Here is a 12,164-nt window from a genome sequence, read left to right as displayed (position 1 = left end):
GATAAAGCCGCAGCCATCACAGGTAATGCCTGATGGGTTGGCGATAACCACCTGCGCTTTGCGGCCAGCGACCTCGATATAACCGTTAAGTTTACTCGGGTCGCGACTGTTGACTTCGTTGAGGATAATACTGGCTTCACCGCGCGCCAGCGACGGGTTACCGTTGACAAAACCGCCGAGTTGGGTCTGGTTGACACCGTGGCCGTTATTGAGGATCACCCCGCGATTATCAACATCGAACTGGCTGTAAACGTTACGCGAAACCCCACCGCTACTGGGTGTCTGGATATTGACCTGTGGCGTACCGTTGGCACTGCTGATAATGGTCGGCTGTTGGTTACCCGGCGCACTGGCATCGGCGACAATAGTGGCTTGCGCGGATAACGAGACGCAGCCCAAGGCCAGTAACAGACTAAAACTCAGCGACGATAAGGCACTGATACGGCGGCGTTGAGTATGCCCAAGACCTGATGAAGGCGACGAGGCGGCCCGACCGGAGGCGGCGATATCGGCTACCACCATTAATAAGCCACGCGCCTTGTTAAATACGATACGGTACAGGTTCTTATTCATGGTGACTCTCAACAGCTAAAGGGTTAATAAGGTGCATCAGTATTGCCAGTTCAGGTTAAAGCCCACAGTCACTGAGTCGGCTTTGAAGCCATCAGGTTTTGACAGTGGCTTGCCAGCAAACAGGTCATAACGGGTATTCAGCACAGTGCCGCGCACACCGACGACACTGCCCGCCAGATGGTGGCCCAGCAGATAAGGGTCGCTGCGACCACTGACCTCGCCGTAATCCACGCCGACATACAGTTCATGGCCTGGTAGCGGGGTATACCAGCCGAGATCATTGCGTACCGTCCAGCCGCGATCGGCATTCAGCGTGCGCTCACCATCAAAACCGCGCACTGACCAGCGGCCGCCGATGGAGAATTGATCCTGTGGCGTCAGGGGGGTGTTGGTGCTTTGCCGCTGATATTGCAGGTTGTAATGGACGTTTTGCGCCGCAACCACAAAAGGAATATCCAGTTGCGCATTCAAACGCAGAATTTTGCTCAGGGCAGTGGCTTCGCCGAAATACTCTTCTTGTGCCGGTACTGCACCCAACCAGCGGGTGCCGCGCTGGTAACTGATACCTGCGTCCAGTGTGGCCTGCGAGATAAAGTGGCGATGTTCCAGCCCGACACGCCAGGCCGAGGTACGGCGGCGCTGCACTTCAATTTCGGTATCATTGATATAGTTTTTCGACGAGCGGGTCAGCACATCGTAGGTCAGGGTAGTTTTTTGGCTGGCATTGCGGTGCAGCAGGCGGCTGAGTTGCAGCGTGACGTTCTCCGTCTCCCCCCGGTAATGGATATCGCCATTGAGGCCTGCCACCGTTTGGTGGTAGTCATAGCTGCTGGCGGTGATGCCCGCGGTCCAGTAACCGAACGGCAGCGAGTAATGGCCGGTGAGGTTATTGGTGCCTTTGTCGCCGCGATTTTTTATTGAGCCACCCGCAGAGACATAAAACAGGTCACTCAGTGAAAGCGGGTTATCCAGAAACAAGGTTGCGCCCCCTTGATAACGGCCGGTACTGCGGGTGCCGGAGTCATCCAGTGAAGCCGCCAGCCGCCACATTTTGCTCTGCTGCCAGCTCAGGGCGATATCGGTCTCGCCGGGGGCCTCACCGGGGACCAATTCCATGCTGGCTTGCACGGTGGGGACGCGCTGTAGGTTCTCCAGTCCTTGCTCGATATCACGCAAATCCAACAGGTTACCGGGGCGGGCAGGGAAGGCACTGAACAACGTGACATGGCGGTCACTGCCGGGCGTCAGCTCAACATGGCGTATTTTGCCGGGCACCACGTGTAACGCCAGCGTGCCGCGGTTTAAGTCCTGCTGCGGAGCCAGTACCCGGGTAGTCACATAGCCGTGGTCGATCAGGCGGTTTTGCATCTGGCTCATCAGCAGGTTAATGCCCTGGCCCCCCAAACACTGGCCTTGCGCCTGATTGGCGATGCGTTGCAGGGGCAACCAGCGGGGTAAAGGCTCTGCGCCACTGATTTTTATACGATCAATGGCAAAGCAGGGTTGCTCAACCGGGAAGACAATACGGCCCAAAGAGGCCACCGGCGCTGATAAGCGCACATCCGGTGTTGCGGGGGCCAAACGCTCTTCCAGTGCCCGTTGCCGGGCCTGTTGATGAATACTTTGCTCAACGGGGGGGGGGATTCCGCGCCATAACTGGCGAGCGGAATAAGGGTTATGGGCAATATTGTGCTTACCATGGATAGGCCATAGCAGAAACGGGACATCAGGAATGCCTTTGCCCCAGAATATGGGGAGAGTGATAGACTATAATTTGAGGCTATTCTGCCTGTCGCGGTGTTATTTTCAACCTGTTTTTGATGAGGCTAAATATCCCAGGGAAATAATTAATCAATCTTGTAGGAAATATCTGACAATAAAGTCATTGTGTGGGAAATATCGCACATAGAAGACAAGTTAAGTGAGAAATATCTTATTTATGAGCCAGGGTGAAGTATCAATAGCCGATGAGGTCCAGCAGAAGCGAAGCTGCAAAAACGACATCTATCTTAACTGGGGCAGCTATTAACAACACATCTAGCCAAGGATATACCCGATCCTTAACTGTTTGCGGGCAAAGTTCAACATCCATGTTGAATCATTCAACGTTGAAGCGTTACCCTTGGTTTCTTTCTTGGTATGAATGATAGAAGTACAAACCAATCAGTCCAATGGGTGCAATGAAAATGGCAAAAGCCCAACATAGTGCCATCATTATAAATTTTGTCATGAGAAATAATATGGCGTTAGTCCAGAATCTATTATCCCCAATGATATAGTTTATTAGGGTTTCATATACAAATCGTGAGTATGGGTACAGCAACGTACTAATAGCGAAAATAAATAGGGGTGGGAATTTCATCGGGGTCGTTGAGGTGCTTATGACCCATACAAAGGCCCCGAAGAACAACATACCAAAGAGGAAATTTCTAATGTAGTACTGCTTAGATAATCCGCCAATACTCTTTTTAATAAAATTGTTCATATACACAGTCCATTGAGTTAAATCCATTTACAAAAAATGAATATAAATTATAGCGGGCACCAATCCCAGGTATTTTCTAACCCGCTTCGGTGTTAAAGCATACGTTGCCGCTACTGCTTACCCCCACAATACGGTTGGAGTACGCTACCGCATAATAGAAGCCAGGGTCACAAGTGCCGCAGCCCCTAAATGTGCAATTTCGTCAATTCCGGTTGCCCCTCCCTCTTCTATACTTATCCTCCCCTTTGGGATTTACCTGTAGAGTGCCAAACTCGGACTCTTCGCCTGTTTATCGCTGCCACCCCTGTTATAATAGGCTATGCCTCAGCGGGTTACCGTTCGTCTGAGGCAGGGGCGCGGGGTGTTTCGGGGGCGTCACGTCCCGCAGAGTCCCCGTGTTATTGGCTTTACCCCTCTCCCACCGGAAACTCCCCAAAAAGACCCGTTTTTAAAAATGTCCGATCACCGATTTAATTTCGCTACTTTCAACAGTCACTTTGGCTTTGTTCACTATCCGTATAACTGTTCTTTCAGATACACCCGTGAGCCTTGCTGTATCCCTGATACTTTGGCCATTTTTGATGCGCAGCTCTATTATTTTCTCATGCAGAAGGCGATCTGCCTGTCGTCCCTTAAATTTCCCCGCCGCTTTGGCTTTGGTTATCCCCTCTTGCTGGCGCCGGCGTCGGTCACTGTAATCTTTCCGCGCAATAGCCGCTAACATATCCAGCATCATGCCATTGATGGCTGTCAGCATGGCCAGAGTAAACTCATCAGGTGCATTCAGAGTCAGTGCCTGATGACTTGTGGGTAGATCCAGACTGACAACAACAAGCCTTTTTTCTTGGATAAGGTATTTTAGTTTTTGCCACCCTGCTTCATCCAGTCTCGATAATCGGTCAACTTGTTCGATAAGAATAATGTCACCCGGGGCGGCATCATCGAGTAACCGTAAAAGTTCTGGCCGCTGGAGTGACGCCCCTGACACATTTTCGGTGTACCAGCTGGCCATCCGAAAACCTTTCTCTTCAATAAAGGCTTTCATCCGGTTTTTGGCTCGGAGTGCGTCTTGTTCTTTCGTCGAGGCGCGGAGATAGCCGTGAATGTACATTTTTTGCCCATAAGTGACTTTTAGGTGATGATCATAATGTACATGACAGATAGGTGATGATCCAATGGGGAAATGACCATAATTTTAACTATGACATTAGGGTATAAATGTCATAGATTTTGGGCAGGATGAAATTCATGTATATCTTTGTATTACTACTTTGAATTAAAAAACTAACTGGCACATTAAAATAGATAGACTTATAATGAATGTAAGATTATGTCTTACGTGAGGTATTTATGGCTAGGACAATGACAGTAGATATTGGTGAGGAACTTCGCGACTTCATAGACTCGCTGGTTAGCTCAGGTGATTATAGAACTCAAAGCGAAGTGCTCCGTGATGCTTTGCGTTTATTGCGTGAAAAGCAGGCTGAATCCCATTTACAATCATTACGGGACTTATTGGCTGAAGGTGTGAGTAGCGGTACGCCAGAAACCTGGAACAAAGATGTATTCCTGCAGAGAATAAAGGAAAGGGTTAATCTGAATGAAAGAGATTAATCTGACACCGAAAGCAATTGATGATTTGGAAAATATTTGGCTTTATGGCCAGATACAATTTGGTTTAGCCAAGGCGGATGAATATGTCGCTCGCTTTTCTGACATATTTGATATTTTGGCCAGACATGAAATTGGTACACAACGATCTGAGTTGGGTGAAAATATTTTTTCTCTTCCTATTGAAAAGCATGTGATTTTCTTCGTTCCATCCGAGTCTTCTATCACTGTAATTCGTATTCTTAATCAATCACAGGACGTAAATCGTCACATTACCTGGAGATAGAACTGCATCCTGAGTACAAGGGCTGAACGATGTCCTGATTACTCTTGACCCAAAACCAAACAATATCGCTAGTTTCAGAAACGTTATATCAAAATCCATTTATGCTGCTCTATATCAAAATGTAGCGACCTCACCCCTTAAGAATATCTCAGATTTCGTGTAGCGCAATCGGCATTCTTGTATACGGACTCATTCTGAAATGAGGATCTGAAACTAAAGATAAAAATCATCTTGTCTTTAAGTAAATATTTTACATAAACGTCTATATGTAGCATTATTGTATGTATACTTAAATGCTACATGTTGAGGTGTTTTGTGTCGGTAAATACTAAACAAATCTATAGAGTGGCCGAGCGCTCTGAACATATGCTCACTCTTCTGACCAAACAGATTAAGGAACAAAAGGAAGAGCTGGAAGAAACAACTTATTTCCAGACTTATGCCAAGGCTGCTGTTGCCAAATTACCTAAATTGACACGTGCAAGTGTTGACTATGCTGTCACCGAAATGGAAGAGCAAGGTTACACGTTTTTGAAGAAACCGGCTGGAACATCTATAAAATATGCAATGTCACTGCAAAATATTATAGATATATATCATCATCGTGGTGTTCCTAAATACAGTGATCGCCACGATGAAGCCTTCACTATTTTTGTTGGTAATTTGAAAGGTGGTGTATCGAAAACAGTAAGTTCGGTTTCTCTTGCTCATGGATTACGTGCCCACCCTCACCTACTTTATGAAGATTTAAGAATTCTGGTTATAGATCTTGATCCTCAATCTTCAGCTACAATGTTTCTAAATCACTCTCGTTCTATTGGGGCTGTAGATACAACCTCTGCTCAGGCAATGCTACAGAATGTCACCCGCGAAGAACTTCTGTCTGAATTTGTCATTTCTTCTATTGTGCCGGGAGTTGATGTTATCCCTGCTTCTATTGAAGATGCATTTATTGCATCGCAATGGAAAGAACTGTGTACCGAAAATTTGCCTGGCCAGAATATCTATACCGTTCTTAAAGAGAACATTATTGATAAACTCAACAAGGATTATGATTTTATCTTTATTGATAGTGGCCCACATCTCGATGCTTTCCTGAGTAATGCCATTGCTGCATCTAACTTGCTTATGACTCCGATCCCCCCTGCTCAGGTCGATTTCCACTCCACTCTAAAATATCTCACTCGTCTTCCTGAACTCATTGAGATGATTGCAAAATCAGGGGCTAAGTATCCCCTTCAGGGCAATATAGGATTTATGTCTAAATTGCAGAATAAATCTGACCACAAGCTTTGTCATAGTCTGGCCAAAGAGATATTTGGGGGTGATATGTTGGATGTGGCCCTACCACGGCTTGATGGTTTTGAACGATGTGGCGAATCTTTTGATACGGTTATTTCCGCCAACCCCTCTACCTATGTTGGTAGTAGTGAGGCATTAAAAAATGCTCGTGCTGCAGCGGAAGATTTTGCTAAAGCTGTATTCGATCGCATCGAATTTATTCGGATGAACTGAGGTAACCCATGACAAAAAAACGCCCAACCATCGGCCGGACATTTAGTGGTTCTCCTTTGTCCAATATATCAACTGATAATTATCGTCAAATATTCACTCTTTCCTCAGGGAAAAAAGCTGTATTCATGTTCGAAACCATTCCGGAAGAGGATATTGCTGAACGTTCATTTGTATCTCTGGCCACAAATGGCAGAGATCAAGCGGGTGTCACGGAGGAATCACTTCAGGACATTATCAGAACCATTCGTCTTCAACAATTTTTCCCGGCAATTGGACGTATAATTGATGGAAAGATTGAAATTCTCGACGGTTCACGTCGCAGAGCTGCCGCATTGATTTGCCATGTCGATCTCAATGTCTTGGTTACTCAGGATGATATTGATATGGATGATGCGAGAAAACTCGCCGCTGATATTCAAACCGCAAAAGAACATAATTTACGTGAGATTGGATTAAGGCTTTTACTTCTCCGTGATTCAGGCATGAACCAGAAAGAGATAGCCCAATCTGAACGCTTATCTCCCGCGAAAGTTACCCGAGCTATTCAGGCCGCGTCGGTACCTGAGATGATGTTAGAGCTTTTCCCTGTTCAATATGAACTAACCTATCCAGATTATAAATTATTGCTCGATATTGATGAACAATTACGGCTGCGTAGTCTCGAACTAGAGACATTTGTTGATTCTGTTAGGAAGCAAATAAAAACAATTTATAATGCCAGTGAACTAGTCTCTGATGAACTGAAAAATGAAATAATCAAATCGTTCCGACATGTTTTAGACGAAATTTTAGCTAAACCAGGAAAACAGGCTGCTGTTGTTGAAAAATTATGGGACTTTGAAGAAAAAGATAAATACGCTAGAAAACGTATAAAGGGGCGCGCTTTTAGCTATGAGTTTAGCCGTTTGCCAAAAGAGTTGCAGGTAGAACTTGACCGACTTATTTTGCACACAATGAAGAAACATTTATCACAGTAATTCTATCAACTCAGTGGCGATTTCAGCCTGAAATTGCCACTGAAATCAGTGCTGTAATCTGCTTATTTTCTTATCCAACCATAAAAGTTCGCCATCGAATAAAAATCATTAATTAATTGTTTTATATTGATATTTTATTTTTATTTCAGGGTGAAATCGCCAAAATTTCAGTGAGGTTACTCTACTGAAAATAGATAAAATATCTATGGCGAACTTTCTTATTGTCATTGCTGGTATTTATCGTGAAATATTATGCGTCTTTTCTTCCATCAAGTTAGGTTAAATAGAGAAAGTTAGTCACTGCAGATTTTGACAACAGATGTTTGTCGTGTCGGTTTTTACTACATATTAAGTGACCTACCCCCAGGATTAGATACAACGCTCACTTAGTAATGTCGGATCCTGACCCGCTCCTCGTATGTGATCCATTCATAATCAGGAATAACCGGCTTCATTCTGGCTGCATATTCTGGCAACCGGCAGATTTCTCGGCAAATTCAGAAGGAGTCATCCAGCCCAGGGCAGAATGGGGACGGCTCTGGTTATAGTGTATCCGCCAGCCCTCGATTTTGCACCGTGCATCTTCCAGAGACATGAACCAGTTCTCGTTCAAACATTCCTGCCGCAATCTGCCATTAAAGGACTCCACCGTAGCGTTGTCCGTCGGTGTTCCCGGGCGTGAGAAGTCGATCCTGATCCCTCTTTCATTCACCCACTTGTCCAGCATTTTCCCTGCAAATTCAGAACCATTATCGGTTTTCAGCAACTGCGGTAAAGGACGCCTGATTCAGCATCTCTGCCACTTCTGTTGAACGCAGATTCTGTCCCACGCAGATCCCCAGGCATTAGCGGGTGTAAAGGTCGATAACCGTCAACAGGCGTAGTCGTCGCCCGTCAAACAACGCATCAGAAACAAAATCCATGCCCCAGACGTGGTTTGGATATAAGCCCTGAGGCTGAGGCTGCGGCTGCTGGGCAGATTTATTGCGACGTGGCAGTTTGAGGCGTAGCGACAGCCCTTGCTCACAGTAGAGGCGGTAGATCCGTTTGTGATTGTCGCGCCAGCCCTCACGCCGGAGCATCACGTGTACCCGGCGATATCCGTAGTGAATTCGCGTTTCGGTGATCTCACGAATACGCAGGCGCAGTGCGCTATCATCGGCAGCAACAGAACGATATCTAAACGAGCTGCGGCTGAGCCGTAGCGCAAAACAGATTTGTCTTTCGCTGGCACCGTATCGGGCCTGTAAATCCCTGACCCATTCGCGCAGGCGTGCCAGCGTCAGTTCTTTTTTGCCAGCACATCCTGTAGCATCGCCTTGTCGAGGCTCAGATCAGCAACCAGCCTCTTCAGCCTGAGATTTTCCTCTTCGAGCTGCCGCATGTGCTTCAGCTCTGAAGGGGAAATTCCGCCGTATTTTTTACGCCACGTGTAAAAGGTGGCATCAGAGATACCCAGTTTACGGCAGACTTCAGGTACCGATGTACCCAGCTCGGCCTGTTTCAGGGCAAAGACAATCTGTTCTTCGGTGAATCGTGACTTTTTCATCGGCACAACCTCCACTCAGGGGAGTGTTTATCATGCCGGAATTCTGTTTCTGAATGGAACAGGATTTTGGGGTAGGGTCAATTACTACAAGCGTTTCTCAGGGCAGTTTGATGGCTGGTCAAGTATGAGAGTCAATATTCAATGGCGGTTAATGTTTCAATGGAACGACGGATATGCTGAAAGCATCTACCTCGATCCTCATCAAGACACCTAGCAGGGGGATTTATGCTTGATACCACTACTCGCGAACCTACTACGGTAGGCGAAATTTTGCAGGAAGAATTTTTAACCCCATTAGCCATTGGGCAGGAAGAACTGGCCGATATTATGGGCGTGACTCGCGCAACGGTTAACCGTTTGTGCAAAGGCCGTCGTCGTCTGACTGTAGAGGAAGCGACGCTGTTTTCTGAGTTGTTTGAGACGACGCCCGAATTTTGGTTGAACCTCCAAGCCGCTCATGACGGTTCTGTCGCATTAAGGCGTCGTCAGGTAAAATGCTGTTTTTTTACGATGTTGCCTGCCCATGTCTCTCATTCGAAAAGCCTTCCGTCGTCTGCATTACCCCACTGATGTTATCGCTCAGTGTGTTCGCTGGTATCTCGCTTATGCCCTGAGCCTGCGTAACCTCGAAGAGATGATGGCAGAGCGCGGTATTCTTGTTGACCACTCCACTCTGCATCGTTGGGTTATCCGCTTGGTACCGTTGTTAGATAAGGTTTTTCGCCGACACAAGCGCACAGTAGGTCGGCGGTGGCGCATGGATGAAACCTACATCAAAATCAAAGGCCAGTGGAAGTATCTGTATCGGGCGGTCGATACAGCAGGTCACACCATCGACTTTTTGCTGACCGCCAAACGGGACTCTGCAGCCGCATTACGCTTCTTTCGCAAGGCTATTCGCCATCACGGCGAACCCGAGGTTGTCACTATCGATAAAAGTGGGGCTAACACCGCAGCTTTGGCCACGCTCAACGCGGACAAACCCGATGAGGAAGCGATTACCGTCAGGCAAAGTAAGTACCTGAACAACCTGATTGAGCAAGATCACCGAAATATCAAACGTCGGAGTCGACCGATGCTGGGATTCAAATCGTTTCGGCGGGCAAAAACGATCCTGGCCGGCATCGAACTGAGCAACATGATACGAAAAGGGCAATATCAACATCCGCAAAGTGAGGGATTGTCACTCGCGGAACAATTCTATTTGCTGGCTGCCTAAATAACCGACAACGCAACTTTGGCCAACTTCATGTCACTAATGCGACAAAGCCGTTAAAGGCGACAATGGTAAGTTGAATTATGGTGTTGGGTCAGGATCTAAGGAAGAAGCTGATCGCTTAGGCCAAATTTGGGTGGGAGAAGGAGCTAGGCCACTTAGTGATGGAAAAGGATTGATTAGCGCTGATGGCACTCGTGTTTATCGTTATCCTGCATCTAAGCCAAATACACCGCAAGAAATCAGTCCAACAGGTGTTCAAGCTAATTTTGAAACATTAAAAGATGGACAAAAAATAGGTAACGGACACATGGTGATAACTCAATGAAAGGGGAGCTTAAATCTTTAGGCGTTAATTCAGCAGAATTCACTCCAGAAACTTATCAACCTGATGAGATTGATTGTTTTGGATTATGGGTGAACTTATGTATTGGTCCGGAAAAGCAAATGGGAGGGCATGATTATCAAGTATTTATCTGTACTCCTGAGTGGCTCTGTAAACATCATTGGGTACCTGAGTTAATGCGTCATACTCTATTGGTTCGTAAGTATGATCTTGATGAGATCACCAAGACCATCACAGATTATATTGACCGGTGTGAAGGTAAGGACTGGATGGAAATCGCCCAAAAACTATCCCGCGTCTTTGCTTGGGAGTATGAAGATTATCAGCCTTAACGACAACCCCGGCCAAAACCGGGGGCTTTTCTTCTAAGCTCTAAATCTCCACCTTCCCGCGACCGTAAGCAGCGGCACCAAAGTCACCGACAGCGGTCAGTCGATGTCTAATGTCGGCAGCACGGTGGGCAGCGTACTGGGCAATGTCAATATGACCGCCGGTGAAGACCTGAGGGTGCAAGGCTCCGAGGTGTTAGCCGGTAAAGACATCAATCTGAGCGGTAAGAATGTCGCTATTGTGGCGGCGGAAAATCACAGCAGCCAAACCCATAGCGTCGAGTAAAAAAGCAGCGGCCTGACACTGGCGCTGTCCGGTGCGGTCAGCAGTGCCGCCAATACCGCCAGTGACGAAAGCAATGGACGACTGTCTGCGCTGCAATGGTCATGTTTTTCTCACCCACATTCTGCTTTTACTACAAATCTAGCTTGCTATGATGTGGCCAATATCATGGCGTGCCCCATACAATTTCATGCTCTCCAACTGGGAATGGGGCAACTACCTTATTTTTTAAAAGTGAACAGTAACTTAACAAATGATCTTGATAAAATAAGCTACAGATTATATATTGAGAGCATAAGCTACACCTTATGAGGACGTAATTTTGTGGACTGTGATTTTCACCCCGAGATTTGACGCCTGGCTACAGGAGCAAGAAGAGGGGATGCAGGAAAAGGTGCTCGCCGATTTATCTAACCTCGAAACCTATGGACCCAAACTGTCGCGCCCCTACGCTGATAGCGTGAAAGGTTCCAGGCATAAAAACATGAAGGAGCTTCGCGTGCAGTATTCAGGTCGACCGGTGCGCGCCTTCTTCGCTTTTGACCCAAAACGTCAGGCCATCGTGTTATGCGCCGGCGACAAAAGTAACGACAAACGATTTTACGACACGATGATCCGCATAGCGGATGAAGAATTCACCGTACATTTAACCGTTAACGAGGAGCAAAAATGAAAACACTACGTGAAGCTATAGCGTCTCGTTCGCCAGAAAGCCAGGCACGGATCAAAGAAATGGTGGAAGAGATGATCCTTGAAACAGGGTTACAGCTGATGCGTGAGGAATTGCAGCTTTCTCAAAAAACCTTAGCCGAATCGATGGGCGTCAGCCAGCCGGCCATCACCCAAATTGAACAGCGCGGCAACGATGTTAAGCTGGCAACGCTTAAACGCTATATTGAGGCAATGGGCGGGAAACTGAGTCTGACCGTTGAGTTTCCTGAGGGGGGGGGCAGGGTATTTCATATCTGAACCTCCGCAATCTCTGTGATAAAAG

Annotated in this window: 13 protein-coding genes and 3 pseudogenes; 12 read left to right on the top strand and 4 right to left on the bottom strand. The window is 46.9% G+C overall.

Features of this window, described 5'->3' with window-relative positions; genetic code table 11:
• From V1955_RS22975 to V1955_RS22965, 3 genes and pseudogenes are all read right to left on the bottom strand, one after another.
• A partial coding sequence (locus V1955_RS22975; protein ID WP_442821538.1) for a two-partner secretion domain-containing protein occupies window positions 1–573 on the bottom strand: 573 nt, incomplete at its 3' end.
• Window positions 574–609: 36 nt separating this feature from the next.
• A pseudogene (locus V1955_RS22970) lies at window positions 610–2,300 on the bottom strand (ShlB/FhaC/HecB family hemolysin secretion/activation protein).
• Window positions 2,301–3,506: 1,206 nt separating this feature from the next.
• The gene (locus V1955_RS22965) at window positions 3,507–4,169 is read right to left on the bottom strand and encodes a recombinase family protein (protein WP_420073677.1); all 663 of its coding nucleotides are present in this window, start codon (window positions 4,167–4,169) and stop codon (window positions 3,507–3,509) included.
• A gap of 239 nt (window positions 4,170–4,408) precedes the next feature.
• Between V1955_RS22965 and V1955_RS22960 the strand changes: the two genes are divergently transcribed.
• The 4 genes from V1955_RS22960 (at window position 4,409) to V1955_RS22945 (ending at window position 7,447) form a co-directional block, all read left to right on the top strand.
• The gene (locus tag V1955_RS22960; protein ID WP_050147638.1) at window positions 4,409–4,672 is read left to right on the top strand and encodes a type II toxin-antitoxin system ParD family antitoxin; all 264 of its coding nucleotides are present in this window, start codon (window positions 4,409–4,411) and stop codon (window positions 4,670–4,672) included.
• On the top strand, window positions 4,659–4,955 hold the full coding sequence (locus tag V1955_RS22955) for a type II toxin-antitoxin system RelE/ParE family toxin (protein ID WP_050883276.1): 297 nt from the start codon (window positions 4,659–4,661) through the stop codon (window positions 4,953–4,955). The genes V1955_RS22960 and V1955_RS22955 overlap by 14 nt, the downstream gene beginning before the upstream one ends.
• Window positions 4,956–5,255: 300 nt before the next feature.
• Entirely contained in the window at window positions 5,256–6,470 is a 1,215-nt protein-coding gene (locus tag V1955_RS22950) for an AAA family ATPase (RefSeq protein ID WP_442821537.1), read from the top strand.
• An 8-nt stretch (window positions 6,471–6,478) separates the two neighbouring features.
• Window positions 6,479–7,447, top strand: a complete 969-nt coding sequence (locus tag V1955_RS22945; RefSeq protein WP_442821536.1) for a ParB family protein — start codon at window positions 6,479–6,481, stop codon at window positions 7,445–7,447.
• A 451-nt stretch (window positions 7,448–7,898) separates the two neighbouring features.
• Here V1955_RS22945 and V1955_RS22940 read toward each other — a convergent pair.
• Window positions 7,899–8,996: pseudogene (locus V1955_RS22940) on the bottom strand (IS3 family transposase).
• Between V1955_RS22940 and V1955_RS22935 the strand changes: the two are divergent.
• From V1955_RS22935 to V1955_RS22900, 8 genes and pseudogenes are all read left to right on the top strand, one after another.
• Complete coding sequence (locus V1955_RS22935; RefSeq protein WP_420804354.1) at window positions 8,887–9,210, top strand: type II toxin-antitoxin system RelE/ParE family toxin; 324 nt, start codon at window positions 8,887–8,889, stop codon at window positions 9,208–9,210. The pseudogene V1955_RS22940 and the gene V1955_RS22935 overlap by 110 nt on opposite strands.
• 11 nt (window positions 9,211–9,221) lie before the next feature.
• Window positions 9,222–9,566, top strand: a complete 345-nt coding sequence (locus V1955_RS22930) for a HigA family addiction module antitoxin (protein ID WP_442821535.1) — start codon at window positions 9,222–9,224, stop codon at window positions 9,564–9,566.
• Window positions 9,520–10,215, top strand: a complete 696-nt coding sequence (locus tag V1955_RS22925; RefSeq protein ID WP_442821523.1) for an IS6 family transposase — start codon at window positions 9,520–9,522, stop codon at window positions 10,213–10,215. Before V1955_RS22930 ends, V1955_RS22925 begins: the two co-directional genes overlap by 47 nt.
• Before the next feature lie 73 nt (window positions 10,216–10,288).
• On the top strand, window positions 10,289–10,540 hold the full coding sequence (locus tag V1955_RS22920) for a hypothetical protein (protein ID WP_442821534.1): 252 nt from the start codon (window positions 10,289–10,291) through the stop codon (window positions 10,538–10,540).
• Window positions 10,537–10,890: an immunity 8 family protein gene (locus tag V1955_RS22915; RefSeq protein ID WP_442821502.1), complete on the top strand. Its 354-nt coding sequence runs from the start codon at window positions 10,537–10,539 to the stop codon at window positions 10,888–10,890. Before V1955_RS22920 ends, V1955_RS22915 begins: the two co-directional genes overlap by 4 nt.
• Window positions 10,891–10,957: 67 nt before the next feature.
• A pseudogene (locus V1955_RS22910) lies at window positions 10,958–11,269 on the top strand (hemagglutinin repeat-containing protein); the annotation flags it as partial.
• Window positions 11,270–11,492: 223 nt separating this feature from the next.
• Window positions 11,493–11,843, top strand: coding sequence for a type II toxin-antitoxin system RelE/ParE family toxin (locus tag V1955_RS22905; RefSeq protein WP_442821533.1), 351 nt, complete (start codon window positions 11,493–11,495; stop codon window positions 11,841–11,843).
• On the top strand, window positions 11,840–12,139 hold the full coding sequence (locus V1955_RS22900) for a helix-turn-helix domain-containing protein (protein WP_442821532.1): 300 nt from the start codon (window positions 11,840–11,842) through the stop codon (window positions 12,137–12,139). Before V1955_RS22905 ends, V1955_RS22900 begins: the two co-directional genes overlap by 4 nt.
• The last annotated feature ends 25 nt before the right edge of the window (window positions 12,140–12,164 follow it).

This window comes from Yersinia sp. 2545 StPb PI (assembly GCF_052217125.1).
Taxonomy (GTDB): Bacteria; Pseudomonadota; Gammaproteobacteria; order Enterobacterales; family Enterobacteriaceae; genus Yersinia; species Yersinia enterocolitica_E.
This window is presented reverse-complemented; position numbering and strand designations above follow the sequence as displayed.

Excerpts from the sequence above, each read along its gene's own strand:
- V1955_RS22950 (WP_442821537.1), top strand. The coding sequence starts at position 5,256 with ATGTTGAGGTGTTTTGTGTCGGTAAATACTAAACAAATCTATAGAGTG.
- V1955_RS22925 (WP_442821523.1), top strand. The coding sequence starts at position 9,520 with ATGTCTCTCATTCGAAAAGCCTTCCGTCGTCTGCATTACCCCACTGAT.
- V1955_RS22965 (WP_420073677.1), bottom strand. The coding sequence starts at position 4,169 with ATGTACATTCACGGCTATCTCCGCGCCTCGACGAAAGAACAAGACGCA.
- V1955_RS22900 (WP_442821532.1), top strand. The coding sequence starts at position 11,840 with ATGAAAACACTACGTGAAGCTATAGCGTCTCGTTCGCCAGAAAGCCAG.
- V1955_RS22930 (WP_442821535.1), top strand. The coding sequence starts at position 9,222 with ATGCTTGATACCACTACTCGCGAACCTACTACGGTAGGCGAAATTTTG.
- V1955_RS22960 (WP_050147638.1), top strand. The coding sequence starts at position 4,409 with ATGGCTAGGACAATGACAGTAGATATTGGTGAGGAACTTCGCGACTTC.
- V1955_RS22955 (WP_050883276.1), top strand. The coding sequence starts at position 4,659 with ATGAAAGAGATTAATCTGACACCGAAAGCAATTGATGATTTGGAAAAT.
- V1955_RS22945 (WP_442821536.1), top strand. The coding sequence starts at position 6,479 with ATGACAAAAAAACGCCCAACCATCGGCCGGACATTTAGTGGTTCTCCT.
- V1955_RS22915 (WP_442821502.1), top strand. The coding sequence starts at position 10,537 with ATGAAAGGGGAGCTTAAATCTTTAGGCGTTAATTCAGCAGAATTCACT.